25 protein-coding genes are annotated in these 24,395 nt (G+C 37.3%); 18 read left to right on the forward strand and 7 right to left on the reverse strand.

The window, feature by feature from the left end:
- Positions 1 to 34: 34 nt before the first annotated feature.
- The 6 genes from HYB91_RS04725 to HYB91_RS04750 all read left to right on the forward strand — a co-directional run bounded on the left by HYB91_RS04725 (position 35) and on the right by HYB91_RS04750 (position 7,104).
- Positions 35 to 868 carry a DUF5692 family protein gene (locus HYB91_RS04725; protein WP_002678513.1) on the forward strand — a complete coding sequence of 278 codons (834 nt, stop codon included), beginning with the start codon at positions 35 to 37 and terminating at the stop codon, positions 866 to 868.
- Between the two features lie 6 nt (positions 869 to 874).
- Complete coding sequence (locus HYB91_RS04730; protein ID WP_002678509.1) at positions 875 to 2,416, forward strand: phytoene desaturase family protein; 1,542 nt, start codon at positions 875 to 877, stop codon at positions 2,414 to 2,416.
- A complete protein-coding gene (locus HYB91_RS04735; protein ID WP_002678507.1) occupies positions 2,409 to 3,572 on the forward strand; it encodes an iron-sulfur cluster-binding domain-containing protein in 1,164 nt (387 codons plus the stop codon). Before HYB91_RS04730 ends, HYB91_RS04735 begins: the two co-directional genes overlap by 8 nt.
- A gap of 22 nt (positions 3,573 to 3,594) precedes the next feature.
- On the forward strand, positions 3,595 to 4,521 hold the full coding sequence (locus tag HYB91_RS04740) for a DUF5692 family protein (RefSeq protein ID WP_002670917.1): 927 nt from the start codon (positions 3,595 to 3,597) through the stop codon (positions 4,519 to 4,521).
- A gap of 119 nt (positions 4,522 to 4,640) precedes the next feature.
- The gene (locus HYB91_RS04745) at positions 4,641 to 6,662 is read left to right on the forward strand and encodes a S1 family peptidase (RefSeq protein ID WP_002678501.1); all 2,022 of its coding nucleotides are present in this window, start codon (positions 4,641 to 4,643) and stop codon (positions 6,660 to 6,662) included.
- A 25-nt stretch (positions 6,663 to 6,687) separates the two neighbouring features.
- Complete coding sequence (locus HYB91_RS04750; protein WP_002669420.1) at positions 6,688 to 7,104, forward strand: OsmC family protein; 417 nt, start codon at positions 6,688 to 6,690, stop codon at positions 7,102 to 7,104.
- Between the two features lie 39 nt (positions 7,105 to 7,143).
- On the opposite strand, the gene pcnB is transcribed toward HYB91_RS04750, so the two are convergent.
- The gene (gene pcnB, locus HYB91_RS04755; RefSeq protein ID WP_002678499.1) at positions 7,144 to 8,286 is read right to left on the reverse strand and encodes a polynucleotide adenylyltransferase PcnB; all 1,143 of its coding nucleotides are present in this window, start codon (positions 8,284 to 8,286) and stop codon (positions 7,144 to 7,146) included.
- Positions 8,287 to 8,457: 171 nt separating this feature from the next.
- On the opposite strand from pcnB, the gene HYB91_RS04760 reads away from it, so the two are divergent.
- A complete protein-coding gene (locus HYB91_RS04760; protein WP_002678497.1) occupies positions 8,458 to 9,489 on the forward strand; it encodes a hypothetical protein in 1,032 nt (343 codons plus the stop codon).
- A gap of 51 nt (positions 9,490 to 9,540) precedes the next feature.
- Here the strand turns inward: HYB91_RS04760 and HYB91_RS04765 are convergent, their stop codons facing one another.
- The 4 genes from HYB91_RS04765 to HYB91_RS04780 all read right to left on the reverse strand — a co-directional run bounded on the left by HYB91_RS04765 (position 9,541) and on the right by HYB91_RS04780 (position 13,528).
- Positions 9,541 to 10,035 (reverse strand): hypothetical protein, encoded by a 495-nt coding sequence (locus HYB91_RS04765; protein WP_002678495.1) that lies wholly within the window; start codon positions 10,033 to 10,035, stop codon positions 9,541 to 9,543.
- 96 nt (positions 10,036 to 10,131) lie between these two features.
- On the reverse strand, positions 10,132 to 11,196 hold the full coding sequence (locus HYB91_RS04770) for a family 20 glycosylhydrolase (RefSeq protein WP_002678493.1): 1,065 nt from the start codon (positions 11,194 to 11,196) through the stop codon (positions 10,132 to 10,134).
- Between the two features lie 32 nt (positions 11,197 to 11,228).
- Positions 11,229 to 12,773 carry a glutamine-hydrolyzing GMP synthase gene (gene guaA, locus HYB91_RS04775; RefSeq protein WP_371922094.1) on the reverse strand — a complete coding sequence of 515 codons (1,545 nt, stop codon included), beginning with the start codon at positions 12,771 to 12,773 and terminating at the stop codon, positions 11,229 to 11,231.
- 104 nt (positions 12,774 to 12,877) lie between these two features.
- Positions 12,878 to 13,528, reverse strand: a complete 651-nt coding sequence (locus HYB91_RS04780; RefSeq protein ID WP_002678489.1) for a TDE1717 family outer membrane beta-barrel protein — start codon at positions 13,526 to 13,528, stop codon at positions 12,878 to 12,880.
- Between the two features lie 252 nt (positions 13,529 to 13,780).
- Between HYB91_RS04780 and HYB91_RS04785 the strand changes: the two genes are divergently transcribed.
- The 11 genes from HYB91_RS04785 (at position 13,781) to HYB91_RS04835 (ending at position 22,835) form a co-directional block, all read left to right on the forward strand.
- On the forward strand, positions 13,781 to 14,158 hold the full coding sequence (locus HYB91_RS04785; RefSeq protein ID WP_002669403.1) for a VOC family protein: 378 nt from the start codon (positions 13,781 to 13,783) through the stop codon (positions 14,156 to 14,158).
- Between the two features lie 89 nt (positions 14,159 to 14,247).
- Entirely contained in the window at positions 14,248 to 15,507 is a 1,260-nt protein-coding gene (gene pgk / locus HYB91_RS04790) for a phosphoglycerate kinase (RefSeq protein WP_002670924.1), read from the forward strand.
- A gap of 6 nt (positions 15,508 to 15,513) precedes the next feature.
- Positions 15,514 to 16,527: an N-acetylmuramoyl-L-alanine amidase gene (locus HYB91_RS04795; RefSeq protein ID WP_002670925.1), complete on the forward strand. Its 1,014-nt coding sequence runs from the start codon at positions 15,514 to 15,516 to the stop codon at positions 16,525 to 16,527.
- 14 nt (positions 16,528 to 16,541) lie between these two features.
- Complete coding sequence (locus HYB91_RS04800) at positions 16,542 to 17,000, forward strand: hypothetical protein (protein ID WP_002670926.1); 459 nt, start codon at positions 16,542 to 16,544, stop codon at positions 16,998 to 17,000.
- Between the two features lie 94 nt (positions 17,001 to 17,094).
- Complete coding sequence (locus HYB91_RS04805; protein WP_002669397.1) at positions 17,095 to 18,144, forward strand: flagellar filament outer layer protein FlaA; 1,050 nt, start codon at positions 17,095 to 17,097, stop codon at positions 18,142 to 18,144.
- 81 nt (positions 18,145 to 18,225) lie between these two features.
- A complete protein-coding gene (locus tag HYB91_RS04810; protein WP_002678486.1) occupies positions 18,226 to 19,458 on the forward strand; it encodes a RelA/SpoT domain-containing protein in 1,233 nt (410 codons plus the stop codon).
- A gap of 66 nt (positions 19,459 to 19,524) precedes the next feature.
- A complete protein-coding gene (gene rpsT, locus HYB91_RS04815) occupies positions 19,525 to 19,794 on the forward strand; it encodes a 30S ribosomal protein S20 (protein WP_002669392.1) in 270 nt (89 codons plus the stop codon).
- Between the two features lie 76 nt (positions 19,795 to 19,870).
- Positions 19,871 to 20,191 carry an HU family DNA-binding protein gene (locus tag HYB91_RS04820; RefSeq protein ID WP_002669390.1) on the forward strand — a complete coding sequence of 107 codons (321 nt, stop codon included), beginning with the start codon at positions 19,871 to 19,873 and terminating at the stop codon, positions 20,189 to 20,191.
- The gene (gene lnt, locus HYB91_RS04825) at positions 20,188 to 21,822 is read left to right on the forward strand and encodes an apolipoprotein N-acyltransferase (RefSeq protein WP_002678484.1); all 1,635 of its coding nucleotides are present in this window, start codon (positions 20,188 to 20,190) and stop codon (positions 21,820 to 21,822) included. The genes HYB91_RS04820 and lnt overlap by 4 nt, the downstream gene beginning before the upstream one ends.
- Entirely contained in the window at positions 21,819 to 22,235 is a 417-nt protein-coding gene (locus HYB91_RS04830) for a bactofilin family protein (protein WP_002669387.1), read from the forward strand. The genes lnt and HYB91_RS04830 overlap by 4 nt, the downstream gene beginning before the upstream one ends.
- A gap of 21 nt (positions 22,236 to 22,256) precedes the next feature.
- Entirely contained in the window at positions 22,257 to 22,835 is a 579-nt protein-coding gene (locus HYB91_RS04835; protein ID WP_002678481.1) for a CinA family protein, read from the forward strand.
- Positions 22,836 to 22,884: 49 nt separating this feature from the next.
- Here the strand turns inward: HYB91_RS04835 and HYB91_RS04840 are convergent, their stop codons facing one another.
- A complete protein-coding gene (locus tag HYB91_RS04840; RefSeq protein WP_002678479.1) occupies positions 22,885 to 23,823 on the reverse strand; it encodes an NADase-type glycan-binding domain-containing protein in 939 nt (312 codons plus the stop codon).
- Positions 23,824 to 23,835: 12 nt separating this feature from the next.
- Positions 23,836 to 24,372: a hypothetical protein gene (locus HYB91_RS04845; protein WP_002670939.1), complete on the reverse strand. Its 537-nt coding sequence runs from the start codon at positions 24,370 to 24,372 to the stop codon at positions 23,836 to 23,838.
- Between the last annotated feature and the right edge of the window lie 23 nt (positions 24,373 to 24,395).

Consider the following 24,395-nt stretch of genomic DNA (forward strand, 5'->3'; position numbering starts at 1 on the left):
CTTTGGTATATAATCCTTTTTCAAGGAGATTTATATGAACGCAAAAAAAAATAAAGCCTATCTTAATTGGTTTATTTTTACCGTACTTTTAACCTGTGCTACATTTTTAACATCATTTTTTCCGCTTTGGGCAAATGTTCCTATCAACATTATTGCTCCCATAGTAGTGTTATTTGTATGCAAGATGGTAATGTTTGAGAGGCTCAAACTTTCGACCCTCATAATAATGAGAACTCTTATCGTTCTTGTTTTGTTTAACCTTATGAACGGAGACCTCTTTGTTAAAATTGTTCTTATTTTTTTGGTTATCAATATTTTGGAAGCAACTTTTACCGATTTATTAAAAAATAAACAGCCGTATAATTTTGTTACCGGTTTGGTTCTTGCTGCTTCCGTTTTTTGTCTTGCCGGTTCTTGGCTGCCCGAATATATGGGACCTCTTACAGGTATTTATAAGGCCGAGGCTGGTGTTTTCGGAGAAGGTCTTTTTGCTTCTAAAAATGTTTTTATGCTGGGAACAGTTTGCTGGATTTTGGCTTATACGATTTGGAACTGGCTCTTTGTAATCGGCGAGTTTAGTCCCTCCGTTGCTCTTGAACATGTGGGTATTCTTCTTATGCCTCTTTTGGGAATATGTATTACAGGCACTCCCGGCTTTTGGCTGGTATTCCGTGCAAACTCTCTTACAACCGGAGGCGTTTTTCAAATTTCGTGCAAAAAGTTTGTTGAAAATGAATTTAAACATGAATCAATGATAAAACTTTGCAAAAAAATAAAAACCTCAAAGGTGCAGTGTATCTTAATGATTGTGAACTTAATATTAATGGCTGTTCCGATTATTATGTTCTTTACCGGTAAGGGATTTTAATGCTTTATGAAAAATTATGATGTCGTTATTATAGGAGCCGGAAACGGAGGGCTTGCATCTGCTGCAAGTCTTTCTCAGGCCGGAAAAAAGGTATGCGTGTTGGAAAAACACAATATCCCCGGCGGCTGCGGTACAAGTTTTTGCCGAGGCCGTTTTGAATTTGAAGTTGCTTTACATCAGCTAAGCTCCATGGGAACAAAGGAAAACCCCGGTCCGCTTCGTAAGCAATTTAGACGATACGGAATCGAAGATAAAATCGAATGGATTCCTATCGAGTCTTTATATAAAATCAATTTGCCTGATGGACGGGGAATTACTCTTCCTGCAGATAAAGAAGAAGTTCAAAAAAAACTGATTAAAGAATTTCCTGCAGAAGCTGAAAACATCAAAAGGTATTATCAAACCGTTTATAAGTTCAATGAAGAGATAAATTCTTTTAGGGCAAAAAGTGCAGGTTCTACAGGAGAGCCTTCAGGACTAAAAAAATGGCTTACCAAAACATTATTTCCTTCCGTATATCCTACTTTGACAAAGTATGCCGTACGCAGCACTCAGGATGTTCTTGATGAGTTTTTTAAGGACAAGGCTCTGCAATTATGCCTTTCTGCTTATTGGTGCTTTATGGGTGTCGCTCCGGAAAACTTTCCTTTTACGATTCTTGCGATGTGTACTTATATTTACACCGAAGATAAGCCCTTTTATGTGCGGGGAGGTTCTCAAGTTATAAGTCAGGCCCTTACAGAGATGATTCGGGAAAACGGCGGAACTATTTTATTTAATAAAAAGGTTGAACGCATTATTATCGAAAACGGAAAAGCCTGTGGTGTTATCGATGATGAAGGAGAAGAGTTTAGAGCAAAGAAGATAATATCCAATATTTCGCCTACTCAAACCTATGCAAAACTTTTACAAAAAGAAGAAATTCCGGATTCAATCCGATCGTATTTTAAAAGTTATAAACCCGGTATTTCCGCTTTAACTTGTTTTATCGGGCTGGACTGTCCGCCTGAAACAATCGGCTTTACCGACTCTTTTAATTTGACATATTCAAGTTTGGATGCAAATGAAGATTTTAAAAATGCCTATAAGCTTGACACCTCAATCGATCCGATTATTTCTACCTGCTATACCGTAGACGATCCCAAAGTTTCGCCTCCGGGTACAAGTATAATTACGGCCGGCACTCTTAAATATTCGGAAGCATGGGAAAAACTTTCGCCTGAAGAATACCACCAAAAAAAATATGAGCTAGCTTCAACGATAATTTACAGGCTCGAAAAGCGTTTCCCCGGTTTACGCAGTCATATTGAAGAAATAGAAGTTGCAACTCCCTTAACTCATATGAGGTATCTGGGACATCCTTCCGGAGCCATTTACGGATATGAACAGGATTTACGCTCTTCGGTATTTTTCTTTCCTGCAACGGATAATGTTATTCCTAACTTGGTTTTTGCAAGCGGATGGGTAAATACCTGCGGTTTCGGACCTAATTATATGTTTGCCGATAAACTTGCCTCGTCATTATTAAAGGAGATGGACAATGAGTGATCTTAAAACTCTTATTATAAGCCGTATGGAAAACGGAGCAAATATATTAAATGAATTGGCTGTTTCAAAAAGAATAGGAAAGGATATTACGGTTGATGCATCGGCTGTCGAGAAAAAAATAAATCAATATCACCCCAGTATTATGAAACTCATAGTTTCTGAAACGGAAAATATCGGCAATTATGCAAAAAAAATCCGCTTTGTAAGCGAAACAGGTTTTTTACCGATTTTTGAAGCAGGGCAGTATATCAACCTCTTTGTTCAAATTGAAGGGGTAAGAACTTCAAGGCCTTACAGCCTTTCTTCTTCTCCTAAAGAGCGAAGCTATTTTGAAATTATTGTTGCAAGACAGGAAAAAGGTTTTGTCTCCGATTATCTGATTGATAACGTAAAAGCCGGGGATAGGTTTGAAGCTAACGGCCCAGCAGGTGTATTTCATTTTAATCCGGTTTTTCATCATAAAAGACAGGTCTTTTTGGCCGGCGGAAGCGGTATAACCCCCTTTCTTTCGATGAGCAGGGAAATACTTCATGCCGGTTTGGATAGAGAAGTTTATCTTATCTACGGAACGCGGAATGAAGATCTTGCTATAAATCATGAAGAGTTAACTCGTCTTTCTGCCGAATTTAAGAATTTCCATTATTCTTTGGTTGTGTCGAATGATCCCGAGTGTAAAAAATACCGAACGGGTTTTATCGATGCCGAATGTATAAAGGCCCTTGTTCCGGATTATAAAAATGCTACCTATTATATTTGCGGCCCTGAAATTATGAACCAGTTTTGCAGCAAGACTTTAACCGAAATAGGTATTTTGCCTAAACACATAAGGCGTGAAATGTTCGGTGCACGACAGGATATTCAAAACGAACCGGGCTGGCCCAAGAACTTAAGCGGAAAAGAAACTTTTACGATAAAAGTCGGAGATAAGAAAATTCCTGCCTTATCCGGTGAAAGCGTTCTGACTGCTCTGGAAAGATCCGGTATAAGAATGAATGTATGCTGCCGAAGCGGTGAATGCAGTTTATGCAGAATTCGTTTGGTTTCCGGAACTGTTTTTACGGCTCGCGGAGTTTTAAGCCGATATGCGGATGAACTTTTTAATTATATCCATTCGTGCAAAGTTTATCCTATAAGCGACTTGGAAGTTATTTTGTAATTTTATTTATGGAGGTATTAAAATGTTTTTCTTTACAGGTTATACATTAAAAACTGTAATTGGGTTTGTCTTTTTACTGGTCATGCTTATAGGGCTTAATGAATTGACAAGAAGGAGCAAATGGATTTCTATTATCTTTTATGTTGCTTTACCGATTGTTTTTTCTATCTTTGTTTGGCCTATCACGACTGCAAACGGAAGTTCAGGTGCAACATGGTTTGCATGGGTAAAAACTTATTCGGCCTTGGCTGGTGTAATAGGTTTTATGCTTTTGCGCTATGTAAAAAAACTTGAAACAAACAAATTTATGCTTACCTTTCCCATGCTGATTTTGGTTATCAATATTTTGGAAGCTGTTTATGCGGATATTGAGTGCTATTCTATGCATGGGGTAGTACGCGGCGGTCTTTTGATGGAAGGAGGCCCTTGGAATATTATAAATGCAATTGCAGGTATATTTCTTTGCCTTTCTCTTTCAGGCTGGTTAAAAATAAAGATAAGCAATACAAAATCACGGGATATGATTTGGGCTGATCAATTATGGTTTTGGATTATTGCATACGATTTATGGAATATTTCTTATTGCTATAACTGTATCTCAAACCGATCTTTTTATGCAGGATTTACATTGATAGTTTCATGTACGGTTGCAGAATTCTTATTCCGAAAAGGCGCATGGCTTCAGCATAGAGCTCAGACTCTTGCGATCTTTGCAATGTTCTCGCTTACTGCTAATTATGCCTCATATACGGATTGGTTCGGCATTACATCAACTCAGGCTGCCGCTCCGAAAACAGTATTGGCTGTTGCTGCTTTGATTGTAAACCTTGCAGTATTTGCTTACGAACTATATATTATAAGCAAAACGAAGCGTAATCCGCTTAAAGAAGAAGTCTTTACCGATTTAAAATCATACAAGGCAATTCTTGCAGAAAATAAATTGAACTAATATTATTGACGGCTGTACCAAGTACGGCCGTTTTTTATAATTCTTATACTCTTGTTAATTAAGAGATAATATGATATTGTTTAATACGTAGATTTATTGTATGATGAGGTATGTTTGTTATGATGAAATTTAAGCACATTTTTATGATTTTATTTTTTGCGGTAGTTTTTCAGATTTTGGGAGCTCAGGCTGTTCTAAGTCCCGAAGTTCTAAAAAAAATAAACGGAGCCGTATTTGAAGTTGTTGTTTTAAAACCGGAAGAAGGGAAGCTGGAATATGAAAAAAAACTTCCCATGGAAAGGATTCCATTTGCAATACGAAACGACAAATATATTCCCATAGGAACCGCTTTTTTAATGGATGACGGCAAATTCTATTCTGCCGCCCATGTTTTTAACCTTTATGAAGAAAGTTTTTATAACGACTACAACCTCCGTTCGGTATCGGGGGATATTTATAAGGTAGGATCGGTTTTAAGTTACTCTGTTGAAAAGGATTTTATAATTTTTGAGGCAGAAAATTATAAGCATGTAAAAGGCGAAGGCCTTTCAGCCTTAAATGAATTCAACTTAAATACCCCCACCTTTTCCGTCGGCAATGCTTTGGGCGAAGGCATTATAATCCGTAACGGTCTTCTTACAAGCCAAACCTTTGAAGAAAGAAACGGAAAATGGAAGTGGCTTAGGTTTTCGGCTGCAGCCAGCCCCGGCAATTCAGGAGGGCCGCTTATTTCACCTGATGGAATGGTTTTGGGAATTATTACCATGAAAAGCGAAAATGAAAATTTAAACTATGCACTTCCCTTTGCCGAAACAAAGAATATTGCAAAAAATGTAGGTACGGTCTATCTTCCTATTTTTTATAGGCTGCCTCATATTCTTGAAGAAAGCAGTTTTTATGAATTTAAGTATGAAGAAAAATTACCCAAAAAGCTGACGGAGGTTCGAAAATCGGTCCTGTCCGATTATAAAAAATTTACACTCAGCATTATAGATGACTTGAAGAAAAAATATAGTTTTTCAGGAGCCGAATCCTTTACCAAGGCCTTGGGTTCGGAAGAGATTATGTATGGAGCTTGGGCTCCTTCTTTTCCTCTTCATTTGGCCCGTCAGGGAAATAAAAAGTGGGGATTATTTATTCCCAATGATCTAAAAGAATATAAGCTTCCTCAAAACGGCAAAGTAGTTTACGGTAAAATGCTTAATTCAACCATGGCTTTGATAAAAAAGCCTGATAATGTAAGCGAAAAAGAACTTATACAATCCCCTAAATTATATATGGACTATATTTTAAGTGCTGATCGTATTTATAGGACCGTCGCAGGAGAAAAAGTTCCTGTTTTATCTTACGGACAGGCATCAAGGTCTGAAAGTCATATAGATGTTTACGGTAGAAAATGGCTTGTAAATTATTGGGAGCTTCCCTTTGCAGACGGGGAAGTTATATCGTATTCTCTTCCTGTTCCCGGAGGAATATATGTTATGAGTAAAATTGATGCTATTTCTTCTACAAGGAACGGACATAACCTTGATTATAGTTTTATGACCGACTATATTCTACCTTCGTATAATGCAAATTTCGGAGATTGGAAAGAATTTTTATCTTTATCGCCCAAAGATTATCCTATTGACCCTATGCTTGCAGCAATTAAATTTGATTTTAATTCAAAGAATACGATTATAAAAGCCGGAGATTATGATTTTTCAATATCCAAAAAAGACTTTTCAAGTGATAAAGAAACTACCTTAGTGCTTTCTTTAGGATTTAATTTAAAAGGCAGTACGCCCGGTATTGAAGTGCGTAACTTGCAAATGTTTACAAAGGCCAGAAGCGATGATTATATATATATCGGGCTCTCAAAAAATTTAAAACCGCCTAAGGAAGCTCCCGAAAAAAATATAGAACAGTGGCAGCAAAAAATAAATCAAGCAGCTCCTTATAATGCGAAACCATATAATCAAGATCAGTATACATTTTATGATGAAATTCTTTTTATGAATGATATAAAAAAATCCGATACGGAAAAAATCAATCAATTGTATTATATAAGTTTAGAGTTAAAACAACAGGATAGGTTTGAAGAAATTCAAAAATTGGCTGCTGAAATAAAAAAAGGTTTAAAATCTCCCTTAAAAAAATAACTAGGGAATATTTATAGGAGAAATTATGGCAAAAGAATTTAGAACAAAAGCCGAAATAGATTTAGGCGAAGGTTTTAAAGTTGAATGTGAGGCATCAGGCAAGAAAATTATTGCGGATGAGCCCTTGAGTTTCGGGGGAACCGATTTAGGAATGAACCCGATAGAACTTCTTTTAAGCGGTTTGGGAGCCTGTAAGTGTGTTACTTCAAAGGTAATTGCAAAGAAAAAAGGTCTCAAACTGGATTATTTGGCTGTTGAATGTATAGGCTTTTTTAGACCGGGTACACTGGGACTTTCCGATATTGAAACAATATATCATATTAAGTCCGATGCTTCCGATGAGGAGCTTGAAAAATTTATGGCTTTGGTTGACGACAGCTGTCCGGTACACGCCACAATCAAAAATCCTGCCCCGATAGCTCATAAACTTATCAGAGTTTAATATCTGTAATTTTATTGAGCCTTAAAGATACGGGTTGATTTAATCCGTATCTTTAAGAGCTTCTTGTTTTTTAGCCTTTTTCTTGCGTCTATGCTTAACCTGTTTGCCGAGTTTTGCAGGGCGTACTTGGGTTCTGTCCATTGATACCTTTATTCCCAAATCATTTAAAACGCTTTTTACCGCAAATTCCAATTCCTTTCTTTGAGGATTCATGGGGAGAATAAAGTGCCTGCATTCCTTGTAAACATAGGTATAAACTTCTTGCGGCGGCCCTTCGGGATTTGCAATCAGTCTGATGTAATCTTTAAGTAATGATTTTAAACATTCTCCCTGTTTTATTTGAGGTTTAGCGTCAACTTCCTTATCCAAAAGAGCAAGATTTTCTATATATATCTTTTTAAATTTTGAAGACGAATCTATAAAGGCGCATGCCCCAGGCTGTAGGTAAACATAGAGCTTAAAATCCAAAAGCTTTTTTATAATATCGCTTGCATGCCCGCTAAAAATAATCTTATTTATTTCTTCGGTTATTCTTGAAGGGGATACAAATTCCAAAAGATGGGCATTTTTTCGTATTTGAAGCTGAAGGAAAAAAGGAATACCGGAATTCGTCATTGCCGCATACTTTATAGCCCGAATCATTCTTACCGGATCTTCCGAAAAGATAAGCTGTAGAGGAATAATAGGTCTTATTTTTTTTGCTCTTATATCCTTAACTCCGTCTACATAATCGATTACAAGTTCATGTATGGGGTCGTAATAAAGAGCATTTAAAGTAAAATCCCTTCGGTGAACGTCTTCATCTATTGTGCCGAATTTGTTTCCTATGCTTCCATCTTCCGTTGATCTAAAGGTGCTTACCTCATATATCTTTTCTCCAAAAAATATATGAACCAGCCTAAAACGCCGGCCTATTACTCTGGAATTCCTGAACATTTTTCGTATTTTTGAAGGTTCGGCTGAGGTCGCTATATCGAAATCTTTTGGAACATGACCTATCAATAAGTCTCTTACTGCTCCTCCTACTATATAGGCTTCAAAACCTTGAGAATTTAAACGCTGTATAATTTTTACGGCTTCAATGTCTATTTTTTCGAGAGCAATCTTGTGCTCATCCTTAGTATAGACCAAAGCCTGCCGAACCTGCTTTCCTTCGGCATTTTGACCGTATCGAACTAACATTTATGAATGAATATATTGCATGTAAAAAGGTTTTATGTCAATGAGTACCGCCTATTTTTACCAAATTTCTATGGTTTTAGATAAAAAAGCCCTTTTTAAATTCGTTACAATATGATATAATATTCTTTCTATACATTAGGTAATTGCATATTGGAGAAGTTGCGAAAAAATATGACAATAGATAATGCAGGACTCGGAACTATAATCTCTACAGACATAGTTGTTCTAAATGATCATGAAAGAACATTGGTCAAATATGCTTTTGAACAATTGAATGAAGAATACAAGTCCACTGTATTGGAAATAGGAAAGAAACTCATGGATTTGGAAAGAATGTCGGTTGCGATTTCCCACTTTCCTTCGATCCATGAGACAAGCATTCTTGCAGGCCAAAAACGCAGTCAAGAAACACTCATAGAAACTCTGTGTAAAACTCCTTCCGATGCCCGTACTCTTTCAATGCCCACAAAGGCCGTATTGGGCCGCGGTTTTCTTGTTGCAAAATTCCATATATTTTCTGCTCTTACCAAGGTCGCTTCAAATTCATCATTTTCGGAAGAAAAAATTGAAGAACTTAGAGCGGCTACTATGAATATCATGTTTACGATTATGTCCGAAGACGTTTATATTTCGATTTTGGACAGCAATATTTTGGATAAACAAAAACGAGAAAAGGTCGCAAATGCCTTAACCTATCTTTGGGAGCACCGTTTGGATCAAAACACAACTTCTTTTGCTCCCGTTCTAACCCGCGTTTGGACTGCCCGTGACACAATAGCTCCGGTATTCGGTACGATGATGGGCACCAGCGAGCTTTTTTTACTTTCTTCCAAATTGGATGATTCTTGGCAAAGTTTTATGCTTGCAAAACTATCCAATAAGATTATAGGGCAGTCGCTGGAAGAGTTTTTATTCGGCATCTCATATGAAGATATTCTCTATGTACGCAATCAGTTGGTAAGCTGTAAAATACCTGCAATGGGCAGGGAAGATGTTGCCAAGCTCTTAAATAAAAAACTGGATTTTGATAATTCCGATCCTCGCCATTTTTATTCTTCATATGTACAGCGCCGAAACAATGCCGATGCCCGCAAACGCCTCAACGCCGCCGGCCCTAAAAATACGATTGAAGACTACTACATCAGCTTTTTATTCGAAAAAGGCTTGGAGCTAAAAGACGGGAAGACGGAGACAAAAAAGTAAGCCTTATTCTCGTCAAGTATTTTTGGGAAGAATATTGTTTCATTTGCCGGATTAATAATAGAAATTGTTTTTTTGTAAAATTGTCAAAAATTTGGCTAAGTCCTCAATACTTGTAATAAAAGGGAAATATATAGAAACAAAGAATTCTTTTTCGGTAGATGATGCGATATTATCTCCAATTTTATCGTAATTTTGTTCACTGCCATAATCTTTAAGATAGTTTTCAACGCCGTATATTTCGAAGTGAACAGAACTAATTATATTCCAGTCAAAAAGTTGTATTTGATTCCTTGATATCTTTGTTGTAATTGAAACAGTATCAAAATCGAACTCAATATCACATAATCCGATAAAGCTGATTACAGGGATAGGGTACATATCCGGCTGATACTCTCCTTCGGAATTTTTATGATAATGACCATTAAAGAAACCTCTGTTTATTTTGCTGCCTGTATATTGTTTTATCAATGTTCTATGCAGTTCATGTGATTTATGGATTATAGGAGAATAAATTCTATTCAGTATCTCTCGTGTAGCTTCTGCCATAGCGTCTAATTTAACAAATTTCAGCCATTTATACAAGTTATTTTTTTGGCTAAAAATATGTCTGACCTAACTTCTATAGTATGTTTTTAGATTTTACTAATTCCCGGCCTTCAGTTTGTCTATCGTTTTAACCATCGGTTTATACCGTGAGAGATTTTTGTTTGTAAAATTGTCCCATGCCGTGTACATGTGCCCGAGCATCGCAGGGTTATTCTTGTATAAAAGCGAATAGTCGATGAGAGCGTTTACCGCTTTAATGCCCTTGAAACTTGTCGGCAGAACACGGAACCCCTTGTTTAAAAAATAAGGAATGGAGCCGTAGCGCTCCAGCTCGTCATAGTGCCAGTCGCAGATGATTATGTCCTTAGGAATGAGGTCTACGGCGGGGTAGGTTCCGTTACACGAGCTTTCGTATTCGCCCTTATAACCGCTATCTTCATCCTCGCTGTCGATGAGACGGTCGCCCCACATATACATTGTAAACCCGCGTTTTTTGACACAGTGATCGTAGAGTCTGTTCACGGCACCGGCGAACAGTTCGGCCTTGTCTTTTCCGCGGCAAAGGGGGCATGCGTCTTCGCCGATCAAAAACACCTCATCCAAGCCGACGTGTATTTTTTTTACCGAAAAAACTTCTGTAATTTCGTCGATTAAACCGAATAAAATCGTGTAGACTTTTTCATTGGAAGAACAGAGGCTGCGGCAATAAATATCCTTATTGCCGGGGTAGAGGCCCGGCGTTTCGTCCAGCTCGGGGTAGGCTTTGAGCAGGGCGAAGGTTTCGTTTTCCCACGATTGATGGCCGAGGCAGTTTATTTCGGGGATGAGGTCGATGGAAAGCCTGCGGCATTCTGCTGCAATTTCGCGTGCGACGGTTTCGGAAAGCACATATTTGTTATAGAGTTTCGGGTCGCTTTTCCATTGATAGTTGTAGCCTATTTCGAGAAAAAGCGTGTTGATTCCCCGTTTTTGTAAATCGGGCAGTTCTTTTATGAGGTTTTTGCCCGTTTTGTCGGTATTTACGCTTGCGTGAAATGCAATGACGAATTTGCGTTTAGGCATGGTGCCGTTTGTTTGAGCGTAAACAGCCGGCTGTAAAAGCAAAAGCAGCAAGAAGGGTACGAGTACCATTGCTTTTTCTTTGAGAGTTTTTGTTGTCATAGTGAACCTCCTTATTTAGTATACCACCTTTATCACTCCCACTCAATCGTAGCAGGCGGTTTTGAAGTTATGTCGTAGACTATTCGATTGATGCCCTTTACCTCGTTTATAATACGGGAAGAGACTTTGTCTAAAATCTCGTAGGGAATGCGTACCCAGTCGGCTGACATAAAGTCCGAGGTTTTTACTGCACGCAGGGCGAGGGTGTAGTCATAGGTTCTGAAGTCGCCCATAACGCCCACCGTCTTTGTTGAGGTAAGAACGGCAAAATACTGGCTTAAATCCTTTTTTATGTCAGCATGCTCAAGTTCGCTCCGCCAGATAGCATCGGCTTCCCTTAAAATATCGAGCTTTTCTTCGGTTATTTCGCCCATGATTCTTATGGCAAGGCCGGGACCGGGGAAGGGCTGACGGTGTACCAAATAATCGGGGAGGCCGAGCTCCGTGCCTAAGTTTCGTATTTCGTCCTTAAAAAGCGTTTTTAAGGGCTCGATGAGGGACTTAAAACTTATGTGATCGGGAAGGCCTCCGACATTATGATGGCTTTTGATTACGGCGGAACCCTTGGTACCGCTTTCAACTACATCGGCGTAAATTGTGCCTTGGGCAAGGAAGTCCACAGTTCCGATTTTTTTGGCTTCTTCTTCAAAAACGCGGATAAATTCTTCGCCGATTATTTTCCGTTTTTTTTCAGGGTCTGAAACGCCTTTTAGCTTGCCCAAAAAACGGCTTTCCGCATTTACGCGGATAAAGTTCATTGGAGCATCTCTAAAGGCTGCCTCTACCTCATCTCCCTCATTTTTACGCATAAGGCCGTGATCCACAAAAATGCAGGTCAGATTTTTACCGACAGCCCTATTTAAAAGAGCCGCAAGCACGGAAGAATCTACTCCTCCCGATAGGGCTAAAAGCACCTTGCCGTCTTTTACCGTATTTTGTACATCTTTTATAGCCTCAGCCAAAAAGCTTTTCATATTCCAATCGCCTTTAGCACCGCAAACATTGTATAAAAAGTTTTTGATTATATTTTGCCCTTCTTCGGAATGTTCGACTTCGGCATGGAATTGAATGCCGTAAAGTTTTTTTTCTTTATTTGCCATAGCCGCATTTTTTGTATTTGCCGTTTGAGCTGCCGAAACAAAGCCTTCAGGCAGGCGGGAAACGCAGTCGACATGACTCATCCAAACCGAAGATTTATCTTTTATATTTTTAAATAGCGGAATACCTGTGTCGAATTTTGTTAAGGTTTTGCCGAATTCTCTTTTTAAGCTTTTTTCGACCTTGCCGCCTAGGCAATGGGCCATGGCCTGCATACCGTAACAAATGCCTAAAATCGGAATATTTAAGTTAAAAATTTCTTTTGGGGGCAGGGGAGCTTTTTCTTCATAAACGCTGTTAGGCCCTCCCGTAAAAATTATACCTATGGGCTTATTTTCCCTTATGTAATCAATGGCCTTTGAGGCCGGAACAATATCCGAATAAACATTTAGGTCACGCACGCGCCTTGCTATGAGCTGATTATACTGACCGCCGAAATCCACAATTAAAATCTTTTCCGTAATCTTCATAAAAAGTATTTTAGCCGATAAGAGCTTTTTTTTCAAGTAAACCAAGTTTTTTTTACGAATGCATAAAAAAAAGCCCCATCCTCAAGATGGAGCTTTTAAGGTTTGGTGTAAAATTAGAACTTATAGCCTACGCCTAGACCGAATTCTAACTTCATTTGATGAGCGCCTTTTACGTTTGCACCGGCTTTCTTTGCTGCTTTTGCAGTCGAGTTCTGTCTCAAATCAAAACCGAAAGTTGCTTTGGGTGTTACAAAGAGATTGCCTGTAACAGTGATATCGGCTCCTGCACCTAAAACTAGGTAGTAATGATTTAAGTCACTTTTTTCATCATCAGACAGATGCTCTTTTGCATTCTTACCGTCATACTTAGTTGAAACATTGAAATCCACTTCCATACCGGCTAAGGGGTATAGCTTTACAATCTCGGCAATGGTAAAGGGGTATTTTCCCAAAACCGAAAGGCGGAAATTTATTAAAGATGTCTTATTATCTTTAGTTGTTCCTGAAAGAGGACCTGCATTTTCAAGTTTTGCCGTTATTCCGCCGACGAGGAAATTTACTCCTAAGCCTGCTCTTACGTATTCGGCATCAAAGAAACCGTTAACACCTAAAAAATTCACAGAAGTAGTTCCTTTTACATCTTCAACTTTAACTATGTTCAACATATGAGCAAAGCTAAAATCGCCACCTGCACTGAAATCAAGTGCAGCCAAAGGTGTTGCAAGCAATGCAACCAATAAAAAAACAAAAATAAGTTTTTTCATTTCATTCTCCTTTTCCGTAATTTTACGGAATAATTTTTTTGAGAAAATTCTCATTTGGTTGTAACCATAAATAAGCTTTTAATTTTATTGACAAGTTTACACGATACAACACGTACATAAGTATAAGTTATTAAAAAGAAAAGTCAAGCCCTCGCTATTTTTTTTTAAAAATTTATAGACGGCTAAAATGATTGACTCTTAATTGACTTATGATAATGATTATGTTATACTTTTTTTTAAAGAGGTATACAAATGTTTTTAAACAGTGTTGCCATCCGCACGGATGAAATGGAAAAATCACTTGAATTTTATGAAAAAGTACTTGGATTTACTTTTAATTATATGATGTCGGCCGCTCCGGGAAAAAGAATTGCTTTTTTAACGGAACCTGACAGCGGAATGAATCTTGAGCTCATAAGTCATGATGTTTCTAAGCCGCAAAATGGCAGCCGACTTTCTCTTACCGTTCAGGTCGATCAGATAAGTGAGGCCGAAAAGTACCTAAAAGCTAAAAATGTCCGTATAACGGCTCCTCCAAGAACCGTAAAAGACGGTAAAAAGATTTTAACGGCCGTAGATCCTAACGGTGTTGAAATAGACTTCATCGAATTCAAAAAAGAAAACGAATAAATTTAAAGAAACCGATTATCGAAAGATAATCTTCTAAAAACGGATGTTTTTAGAGGCTGCCTAAAATAAAAATCTTATTGGAGGGTAATATGATTAAGACTGTAAAAGATGTAAATTTAAAGGATAAACGCATAATAATGCGTGTAGATTTTAACGTTCCTATGAAGGATGGAGTAGTGCAGGATGATACGCGGATTAGGGCGGCTCTTCCTACAATAAAATATATATTGGAACAAGGAGCAAGAAGCCTTGTTTTGATGAGCCATTTGGGTGATCCTTCAAAAGATGCAAAAAAAGCCAAGGAAAAGGCCGAAAAAGACGGAAAACCCTTTGATGAGGAAGCTTATATTAACGGAAAGCACAGGATGAAACCTGTTGCAGAATATTTATCCGGCCTTCTTAAACTTCCTGTTGATTTTGCTCCCTCCTGCATGGGGCAGCTTGAAAGGGTAAAAGCTCTTCCACAGGGCGGAATCCTCATGCTTGAAAACACCCGCTTCCACAAAGAAGAAACTTCAAAGGAAAAGGCCGAGCAGCAAATCTTGGCAAAAGAACTCAGCTTGTACGGCGATATCTACGTAAATGATGCTTTTGGAACGGCTCACCGCTCTCATGCTTCTACAGCCGAAATTTCAAACTTTGTCAATACAAAGGTAGCCGGTTTTCTTATGGAAAAGGAAATTAAATACCTTGAGCCAATGTTAAATAATCCTGCAAAGCCCATGACGGCAATTATAGGAGGAGCAAAGGTTTCTTCCAAAATTGCAGTTTTGGAAAGCCTTTTAAAAAATGCCTCTTCTTTAATTATCGGAGGAGGAATGGCCTACACCTTCTTAAAGGTTCAAGGAAAGAAAATCGGAAAATCCTTATTTGAAGAAGATTTTATGGATACTGCTAAAAATCTTTTGGATAAGGCTGAAAAACAGGGTGTAAAGATAATCCTTCCTGTTGATCATATCTGTTCCGAAACCTTTTCTCCCAATGCCGAAGCCGTTTTAGTTGAAAGCACAGATATTCCCGATAATCTTATGGGAATGGATGTAGGACCTAAGACCTTGGCTCTTTATAAAGAGATTATTTTGTCGTCAAAGTCCATTGTCTGGAACGGCCCCGTAGGCGTTTTTGAGTTTGAGGCTTTTTCAAAGGGAACGGAAGAAACTGCCCGCCTTGTAGCAGCTGCAACGGAAAAAGGTGCACTTACAATCGTAGGCGGAGGTGATTCGGTTGCTGCCGTAAATAAGTTCAATCTTGCCGATAAGATGAGTCATGTTTCTACCGGCGGCGGAGCTTCCCTCGAATTCCTTGAAGGAAAAGTTCTCCCCGGCATTGCCTGTCTTGATACTATTTAATTTTTAATGAAAAATAGGGCAAATAAGGCTTTTTTTTCTATTTTTCTCTTGGTTTTTCTTTGTTTAAAAGCTTTTTCTGCGGGAGTTTCGGTTACCGATGCCGCAGGAAGGCTTGATCTCGATATTTCATGGGATCCGCTTTCGCAAGAACTTATTTTTATAAAAAATAATTCTCAGGTAAGCTGCAAAATAGGGGAAAGTCTTATAATTTTTGATAACGAAAAAGCCGATTTTACTCAGCCTCCCTATCAAAAAGACGGTCTTACCTTTATAAGCGGTGAAATGTATAAAAAGCTTGAAACTTTTTTTGCCGTACCTCAAAAAGAAGAAAATTATAGGGTAGGGGTTATCTTGATAGATCCCGGACATGGGGGAAAAGATCCCGGCTGTGTCGGCTCTTATGTCGAAAATAAAAAAACATTTGTCTTATACGAAAAAGATATCGCCTTAAAGGTCAGCTTAGATCTGTACAAGATGCTTAAAAAGGCCTATCCGGATAAAAAAATTCTTTTAACCAGAAATAAGGATGTCTATCCGACCCTTGAAGACAGGGTAAACATGGCAAATTCGGTAAAATTAAAAAAAAATGAAAGTATTCTCTATGTTTCCATCCATGTAAATGCATCCCTTAGCTCAAAGGCAGCCGGTTTTGAGGTCTGGTATCTTCCTCCGGAATACAGGCGTGAAGTAGTCGATAAAAAAACCGTGCCGAAAGAAATTCATTCCATATTGAATTCGATGATGGAAGAAGAATTTACTATGGAAAGTATTTTAATGGCCCAAAATATTTTGGACGGATTGGATGCTCAAATCGGAAAAAAAAGTCCCAATAGGGGAATACGTGAAAATCAGTGGTTTGTGGTACGTAATGTCAAAATGCCCAGCGTTTTAATTGAATTAGGCTTTATCAGCAATAAAACTGAAATTAAGCTTTTAAATTCTCCGGACTACTTGAAAAAATGCTCCTTGGGAATATATAATGGACTCTCTGCTTTTATAAGCAATTTTGAAAATAATTGATTTCGGGGTATGTAATGAATTACATAAAAACAAAGATTATTGCAGCTTTTTTATTGATTGTCATAATAATAGTTGTGCTTTTTACATCGGTTCTTAATAAAAAGTACGATCGATATGTTATGTTTTTTAAGAATTCCATAACGGGAAAGATTGATACCGAAATCCGTTATGTTCCGATCCAAAATATAATGGAGCCTGAGGCTGCTTTTTTTGAAGAATTGATGCTTGGACCGGTTAATCATTATTGTTATTCCTTTATCAGAGCCGGGTCCAAATTACTTTCCTGTTTTGTAAAAGAAGGTGTTTTATATGCCGATTTGCCTGTAGTTTTTATCGAAGATATTAAACAAGAGCTTGATTCCGATGAAATTAGGTATCTTTTGCAAAAAAATATATTTACCAACTGTAAGGACTTAAAAGCGGCTCATATCTTCGTTGAGGGTATAGAGATTTACGAATTATTAAAAAAATAACACTAAAAAGCAAAAAAAGTGTTGACAAAATTGAATTATTACGTATACTTATAGTATACAGGGCATAAATTAAGTGCATAAAAGGAGTTTTTGAATGAAAAAAACATTTATACTTGTTGCTATGGCATTCCTTTTGATGGGAGCCGTTGCGGTTGCTGAGGAAGCGATTATTATTGACTTCGCACTGTTGAATGCAGATATCATCGCAGATCCTAATGGTAAGATGACACAAAACAGAAGAACTGTTATGGATTACGGTAAGGTAGCCGGTGCTTCTTACACAGATGAGCAAAAAGCTTTGATGAGAACATCTTTGGCTCTTGAGCAGTGGGATGTTGAATTGAATTCTTCCGCTCAGAATCCTCTTTCTGTTGCTACTTCGACGATTAAGGAAGCTGAAGTAAGAGCTGAAGGAGAGAAATTTGCCGGTCAAAAGTTGATGGGTGTCCGCATCTTGTTCCCCGAGTGGACAAACAATGCTAATGCAAAAATTAAACCCGGATTTTTAATTCCTGCTTATGAAAAAATGGCTCAGGTTGATGATCAGGGTAATTTGCAGGAACCCACTGCAGAAGATAAGGCTTCCGGTAAATCAAGATTTGAAGACGGCTATGGTGTTGTTCGAAATACCGGCGTTATCAAATCAATTGCTGTAAATACCTATGGTATGAACTTCCCCCATGGTCTTTATGTTCTTCTTAGAGATCAGAACAATGTAGTAAAACGATACTTCATGGGTTATCTCTTGTTTGACGGCTGGAGAGAATTGGTATGGAACAATCCTTCATACATTGCGAACGTAAAGTCTAGGGAATTGAGGCTTTATCCTGTTTACCCTACAGCTCTTCCTCATGTAGCTTTTGAAGGTTTCTTAATTACTCGTGATGCCGCTCATGACGGCGGAGATGCTATTGCATACTTCAAGGATGTTAAGATCATCTATGACAAAGCCGTATTGACAACAGTACGAGACTTTGCTGATGAAGACCTTTGGGGTATTCAGGAAGAAAGAGAAACAAAGAGAAAGAAGATTGAAGTTGAAAAATTCGGACACACTCAAGTTTTACGATTCCTTGAACAGGAAAAGATGGCTACAGAAGAAGGTTTCACACCTTCAGAAGGTTCCGAAAAGAACACACAATAAGTTCTAAAAAATGATAAAGCGGTCGAGACTGCTCGGCCGCTTTTGTTTGATGTCCCTGTGTAAAAATGATTTTAACAAAATATGTTGTCTGAAGACGTACCTTGGCTCCCTAAAAAAGAAAAATTAAGGGAGATTTATACTTCTTATGTGCCTCACTTAAATGTCTTGATAGTGCGCATAGAGGAGTTTCTACGTTCTATAGTAAAAATAACTTCTGCTCCTACATATAAAACAAGGGTAAAAAGTTTTAATAGTTATTATTTGAAACTTTTAAAATTTCCTCCCAAAAAAGATACATCAGATCTTCCTGTTCTTACCGACATTCTGGGAGTAAGAATAATATGTCCATTTTTACAGGACATAAATGAAGTTGAAAGAATTCTGCTAAAAAATTTTAAGATAATAGAAGTGGAACGTAAGGGGTCTGAAAGAACTTTTAGAGAATTCGGGTATGAATCGGTTCATTTTTTGCTTGACATACCTGAAGAATTTAAGGTAGGTCTTGTCTTACCTAAAAATTTAATTTTTGAGATCCAGCTTAGGACTATTCTTCAAGATGCCTGGGCTGAGGTTGAGCACGAGTTGGTATATAAATCGGAGTTTTCTCCCTTTGATCAACCCTTAAAAAGAAAGCTTGCTTCGATAAATGCAAGTTTGAGTTTGGCTGATATTATTTTTCAGGAAATTCGCGATTATCAAAACAAGCTTAATGCCGAGCTTGAAAAAAGGCGCTTTGAATTTTATTCGATGGCTGATGAATATACGGCTCAAGTTTTACCTGAAACCAATATTGTTCAACATGATAATGTTGAGCATGGAGAGGAGTTGAAGCTTGCCGAAACTATAGATGATTTGATATTATCTGCAATTGAAGCTCATAATCAAAACCTTTTCGATAAGGCCGAAAAGATTTATACAAAAATAATTGAGCAAAATCCTAACGATATAGTTTTGTCGGTTGTATATAAACACAGAGGTATGGCCTATTTTGCCCAAGCTAATTATGAAGGCGCCTATGCCGATTTTTTGCAGAGCTGTAAATATAATCCTGCAAATTTTCGTTCGTTTTATTATGTGGGAATAGCTTTAACTCTCTTAAACAGAGATGATGAAGCCATTGAATATTTTACAAAATCGCTTGAAATAAATAAGTTTCAAGCCCATGTTTATTTTAGGCGTGCCTTGTCCTATTTTAAACTGGCCTTATATCCTGAAGCTGCCAGGGACTTGGATTCTGCCTCGGACCTTGGTTTAGCCGAAGAAGATGCAAAAAAATTGCGTATAGCTATTGCAAAAAAAATTGATATGGTGTAATCTAAGCGGCTGTATTATGTCATATACAATAACTATAGTTTTAAATTAATTACGGAGGTACCTTAAATGAAAAATCGATCTGCGATTAAAAGACATAACCAGAGTGAAGTGCGCCGAATGCGAAACCGCTCTGCAAAAAGTGAAGTACGTACAACAGCTAGAAAGTATACTGAGGCTGTTCATGCAGCTAATGCGGAAAATGCCGCAGCCTTACTTCGCGAGCTCTCCAGTCAGCTTGATTCTGCAGCCCGAAAAGGAATTTTAACAAAAAATTCGGCAGCCCGCAAAAAGTCAAGGATGCAGCTTTTGTACAACGCTTCATTTGCAGCAAAATAAGAATGAAGAAAAACCGCAAAACCGATTGGGATTGCGGTATTTTTTTATAGTTTACCAAATTTGCAGTTTAGTTAAGATGAAACAAAAGCGGTCAAAAATCGACATAATAGATTCCGTTTATCGAAACAATCCTCAATACCAGCTTAAGCAGATTAATGCCATAGCTAATCTGTTTTTAGATGAGCTTTCCGTGCTTTTGCAGCAAGGAATTCCTGTGGAGATACGCGGTCTAGGTTCTTTTGATTTTGCCGTTTTGCATGGCCGAAAGAATGCTCGTAATCCTAAGACCGGAGAAGCCGTTTTAACTGCCGATAGGTGTAAGGTAAGATTTAAACCGGGAAAAGAGCTTAAAGAAGCTCTTCACAAAATCGATACTCAAGAGCTTATTGAATCATGAAAAATAAATTTATATTTTTTACTTTAAACCTTTTGCTTGCTGTTTTAGGGGCCGTTCTTTTTGCCTTATCCCATCCTAATTATTTGAATCTAAACGGGTTCCCTATTTTTGCATATATAGCTCTTATTCCATTTTTTTTATTACTTAAAAGAACTAAGCTAAAGTTTTCATTTTTATGGGGAGCCTTTTCCGGTGCTCTTTCATATTTGATCTTTAATTTTTGGATAATATTTTTTCATCCTCTTGCTATTTATATAATAATTGCAAAGTATTGTATTCTTTATTCCGTTTTGTTTTTTGTCTTAAAAATAATAGACTCGTATTTTTCCCGTTACTCTTTTATTTTTCAAACGATAGCTTGGGTTGCTTTTGAATATTTAAATACTCTGGGTTTTTTAGGTTACTCGTACGGAATAATGGGCTATACTCAATGGAATTTTCCGATATTGATCAGAGTATCTTCGATATTCGGGGTATGGGGCATTTCTTTTTTGCTTGTTTTCTTTTCGGCATGTTCAGCCTCCTTTCTTTTTGAATTTTATAAAGAAAAAGATATAAAGAATGTTTATCAAAGATATAAATTGCCTATGATGATTTGGGTAGGTACTTTTTTTGCATTTATTTTATATGGAGCTTTTACAAAGATAGATCTTTCAGAGGCTCAACGGGCAAGGATTGCTCTTGTGCAGCCTAATAGAGATCCTTGGCTTGGAAATTTGGAAGTTTATAGAAATAATTATGAAGAACTTAAAAACTTATCTGAAAAAGCTCTTAAAAATTTTCCTGATATCGAATTAGTAGTTTGGCCGGAAACGGCTTTTATTCCTATGATAAGATGGCATTATAAATATACCTCAACCTATAATCCTAATTCTCTTTTGGTGCGGGAGTTGCTGCATTTTTTGGATAATCAAAAGGTTCCGTTTTTAATAGGAAATGATGACGGTGTTTTGGATGAAAAATTTTCAGATAATAACTTTGATAATCTTGAGGATAAGAAGCTTGACTATAATGCAGCCTTACTCTTTATTCCTAAGAAAAACGTTTCACCGCCTGAACCTCAGACTTATCGAAAAATGCATTTGGTTCCATTTACGGAGCACTTTCCTTACCAAAAACTTTTTCCACGTCTTTACGAATTTTTAAAAGAAAATGATACGCATTTTTGGGAAAAAGGAAAAGAAGCAAATATTCTTGAATTTAAGAATTTAAAAATCGGAACACCGATATGTTTTGAAGATACCTTCGGTTATATTTCAAGGGCTTTTTCAAAAAAAGGTGCTAATATAATCATTAATCTTACAAACGATGCTTGGGCAAATAGTGCTGTAAGTCAGTATCAGCATTTGAGTATGGCAGTTTTTAGGGCTGTCGAAAATCGCCTTCCGGTTTTAAGAGCAACAAGTTCAGGGCAGACAGCCTTTATCGATCAAAATGGAAATATTCAAGAAATGCTTCCCCCCTTTATCAAGGATATTTTGGTTGCAGATGTTACCGTCTTGACAGAAGGGCATAAAACCGTTTACTCTTATCTGGGCGATTTTTTTGGAGTTCTTTGCACAATTGTTTTAATTTTAAATTTGTGCTTTATCATAATTAATAAATTTATAAAAAGATCGGAGGTTAAATGAAACGGAATAATAAATATAAAGAAAAGAATGTTACGGTTTTAGGTAAGGAAACCGTTTTTGACGGGGTGATGAAATTCTCCGAAACCTTACAGATTGAAGGAAAATTTATCGGAGCCATAGATTCTCAAGGTTCCTTGTATATTTCAAAAAATGCAGACTGCAGAGTTCAGTATATTAAGGCCGCTTCGATAGTTGTTGAAGGCGTTATCGTGGGCTCCCTATCGGCTGCCGATAAGGTCGATTTAAAGTCCGGATCTTCCGTTAAGGGGGATATTACTGCCGGCCGTCTTAGAATAGCCGATAAGGTTTCTTTTGAAGGTTCTGTGAAAATGATTAAAAATAACAGCTTTCCCGAAAAAAACTTTTTTTCTATAAAGTCCGATCAGCTGAAAGAACAGCTTAGCCGTGAGTGATGCTTTTTTATAGGAATTTGAGTGATTGATTTTGAGCTTATAAAAAAAGTTTTTTTTGTTCTAAGAGAAAGAGGCATTAAGCTTATAACCGCCGAATCTTTGACCGGAGGCTTGATAGCTTCCGAATTCACAAAAATATCGGGGGCTTCAGAAGTGCTTTGGGGCGGTTATATAGTTTATACGCCTCAGGCGAAAATCTCGCTTTTAAATATAGAGCCTGATATAATAGACTCTTTCGGAGTGGTAAGTCCGCAAACCGTAGAAGCTATGGCTTTAGGTGCCGTTAAAAATTTCTTTAATGCTTCCTGTGCTCCTGAACCTGCTGTTTCTATTGCGGTAAGCGGAGTTGCAGGCCCATCAAGCCTTGAAGGAAATCCTCCCGGGACAGTATGTGTTTCTTCCGCTTTTTTTTGTCCGGCACCTTCTGATTTAAAAATTTTAAAAAAAGATGCTTTTGTTTTTAAAACGCATACCTATCGGTTTTCAGGCTCAAGGGATGAGGTAAGGGAACAAACTGTAAATAAGGCTTTTTTGCATGTGTTATCCTTAACGGAAAAAACGGCAGCCCCGATTAGAAACTGCCGTGATTTTAAGTGTTGAACCGAAATTGATATATAATACTGTTTTTCTTAAGACTCCTTGAAGTTTTTTATTCGTATGGAATAACTTCGGTTCTCCACAAAATCATAAAATGAATAGCCGTGTCCTCGTATTTTGTACCCTTGTACACATCCAATATGGTAATCTTAACATCTTCTTGTTCGGGTAAAAAACTTATGTCCACAGTTTGCGGGTGGGGTGTGTCCTTTACTATAAATTCTTTTTTCTTGCCGCTTGTAACGCCCTCAACCATTATCTTTTTAATTCTTCCGTTTTCATCGTAAAGTTTAGGATTTGAAGCAGAAATATAGCCGTTCATCAGTAAAATGTATTTATAAAAAGATCTGTTTTTGGTGCTTATTGTAAAGGTCTCTCCTATACCCCAGCCGTCTGCTCCTTCTACCCAAGGGGTGTCTTGTTCCATGATCGATAAATTTTCTATTTTATATTCTCGTTTTCCTTCCTTTGTTTCTTCGATAAGATACGAACTTACATTTTCATAATTAAAACAAGGATATTCTCCTGTTCCTCCTGAGGGAAATCTTGTAAAAAAGTCTGCTGCTTTTTTACCCTTGCTTGCGGGCAGCATACCGAGGCCTATAATGGCATCCTCGTTTTCTCCCCAAGCTTTTTTTGCCAAGCCCGTTAAAAGCATAAATTTATTGCCTAAATATTCTTTTGATTTTGGATCAAGGTTTGCATATAGGTCATCGGGCATATCGGCATCCAATTCAAATAAGGGAAAGCGGCCTATGTACTTTTTTTTGTAAGTATAGACCTTTTTTACCTTTTCTTCTTTTTCATTATACCAGCTTATTTCGATCTTGTTTCCTTTTTGGAATTCAATAAAATAAGCAACGGGAGGTCCGTCCGTATATCCGAATCCTGCCAAATCAAAGTTTTGCCCTATAGCAAAACTACCCATAATTAAAAAAAGACATAAAAATAAGTTTTTTTTAAATAAATCGATTTTTCTTTTAAAAAACATTTTTTTTCTCCTTCATTGGTCTGCTCGTGCATAGATAAGTCCTATAACTTCACTATTTTTCTTATCGGGAAGCCAAATTTCAAGTTGTGTATTGCCGATATTTTTAGTAAAAAATTTGACTGTTATATAAATACTATTATCTGAATCCTTAACGGTAAAGTCAAATTTCTTTTTTTCAAGTTTTTTGATAATTTGTGAGTATGTATTACCTCTTTCGATAATAAGGCCCTTTACATCAGCCCTATGAACAATCTCGAAATTAATACCTATATATTCAAAAATACCGTCATTAGTGAGACTAATTATAAATCCATCATCCTCATATACAACATCGTATCTTCCCGGCTTATGTCTATAAAAGGTCGGCTTACCGATTTTCTTTTCAATATCTTCTTTGGTATGTGTTTTATAAAATTCAAACTTTTTTCCACGCAAAATGATGGGGCCGTCATTAATTTTAACTTCACTAACATCATTGGCATATATTTGTATTAAAAAAATACAAAACAAAACACAAATAAAAATATTCTTTTTTCTCTTTAAAATCATTTTTCCTCTCCTTATAATCAATT

The sequence above is a fragment of the Treponema sp. B152 genome, from assembly GCF_024181665.1.
Lineage (GTDB): Bacteria > Spirochaetota > Spirochaetia > Treponematales > Treponemataceae > Treponema_B > Treponema_B denticola.

Bases quoted from the DNA above. Each gene is read 5' to 3' on its own strand.
- HYB91_RS04725 (WP_002678513.1), top strand. From the start codon at position 35: ATGAACGCAAAAAAAAATAAAGCCTATCTTAATTGGTTTATTTTTACC.
- HYB91_RS04730 (WP_002678509.1), top strand. From the start codon at position 875: ATGAAAAATTATGATGTCGTTATTATAGGAGCCGGAAACGGAGGGCTT.
- HYB91_RS04735 (WP_002678507.1), top strand. From the start codon at position 2,409: ATGAGTGATCTTAAAACTCTTATTATAAGCCGTATGGAAAACGGAGCA.
- HYB91_RS04740 (WP_002670917.1), top strand. From the start codon at position 3,595: ATGTTTTTCTTTACAGGTTATACATTAAAAACTGTAATTGGGTTTGTC.
- HYB91_RS04745 (WP_002678501.1), top strand. From the start codon at position 4,641: ATGATGAAATTTAAGCACATTTTTATGATTTTATTTTTTGCGGTAGTT.
- HYB91_RS04750 (WP_002669420.1), top strand. From the start codon at position 6,688: ATGGCAAAAGAATTTAGAACAAAAGCCGAAATAGATTTAGGCGAAGGT.
- pcnB (WP_002678499.1), bottom strand. From the start codon at position 8,286: ATGTTAGTTCGATACGGTCAAAATGCCGAAGGAAAGCAGGTTCGGCAG.
- HYB91_RS04760 (WP_002678497.1), top strand. From the start codon at position 8,458: ATGACAATAGATAATGCAGGACTCGGAACTATAATCTCTACAGACATA.
- HYB91_RS04765 (WP_002678495.1), bottom strand. From the start codon at position 10,035: ATGGCAGAAGCTACACGAGAGATACTGAATAGAATTTATTCTCCTATA.
- HYB91_RS04770 (WP_002678493.1), bottom strand. From the start codon at position 11,196: ATGACAACAAAAACTCTCAAAGAAAAAGCAATGGTACTCGTACCCTTC.
- HYB91_RS04780 (WP_002678489.1), bottom strand. From the start codon at position 13,528: ATGAAAAAACTTATTTTTGTTTTTTTATTGGTTGCATTGCTTGCAACA.
- HYB91_RS04785 (WP_002669403.1), top strand. From the start codon at position 13,781: ATGTTTTTAAACAGTGTTGCCATCCGCACGGATGAAATGGAAAAATCA.
- pgk (WP_002670924.1), top strand. From the start codon at position 14,248: ATGATTAAGACTGTAAAAGATGTAAATTTAAAGGATAAACGCATAATA.
- HYB91_RS04795 (WP_002670925.1), top strand. From the start codon at position 15,514: ATGAAAAATAGGGCAAATAAGGCTTTTTTTTCTATTTTTCTCTTGGTT.
- HYB91_RS04800 (WP_002670926.1), top strand. From the start codon at position 16,542: ATGAATTACATAAAAACAAAGATTATTGCAGCTTTTTTATTGATTGTC.
- HYB91_RS04805 (WP_002669397.1), top strand. From the start codon at position 17,095: ATGAAAAAAACATTTATACTTGTTGCTATGGCATTCCTTTTGATGGGA.
- HYB91_RS04810 (WP_002678486.1), top strand. From the start codon at position 18,226: ATGTTGTCTGAAGACGTACCTTGGCTCCCTAAAAAAGAAAAATTAAGG.
- rpsT (WP_002669392.1), top strand. From the start codon at position 19,525: ATGAAAAATCGATCTGCGATTAAAAGACATAACCAGAGTGAAGTGCGC.
- HYB91_RS04820 (WP_002669390.1), top strand. From the start codon at position 19,871: ATGAAACAAAAGCGGTCAAAAATCGACATAATAGATTCCGTTTATCGA.
- lnt (WP_002678484.1), top strand. From the start codon at position 20,188: ATGAAAAATAAATTTATATTTTTTACTTTAAACCTTTTGCTTGCTGTT.
- HYB91_RS04830 (WP_002669387.1), top strand. From the start codon at position 21,819: ATGAAACGGAATAATAAATATAAAGAAAAGAATGTTACGGTTTTAGGT.
- HYB91_RS04840 (WP_002678479.1), bottom strand. From the start codon at position 23,823: ATGTTTTTTAAAAGAAAAATCGATTTATTTAAAAAAAACTTATTTTTA.
- HYB91_RS04845 (WP_002670939.1), bottom strand. From the start codon at position 24,372: ATGATTTTAAAGAGAAAAAAGAATATTTTTATTTGTGTTTTGTTTTGT.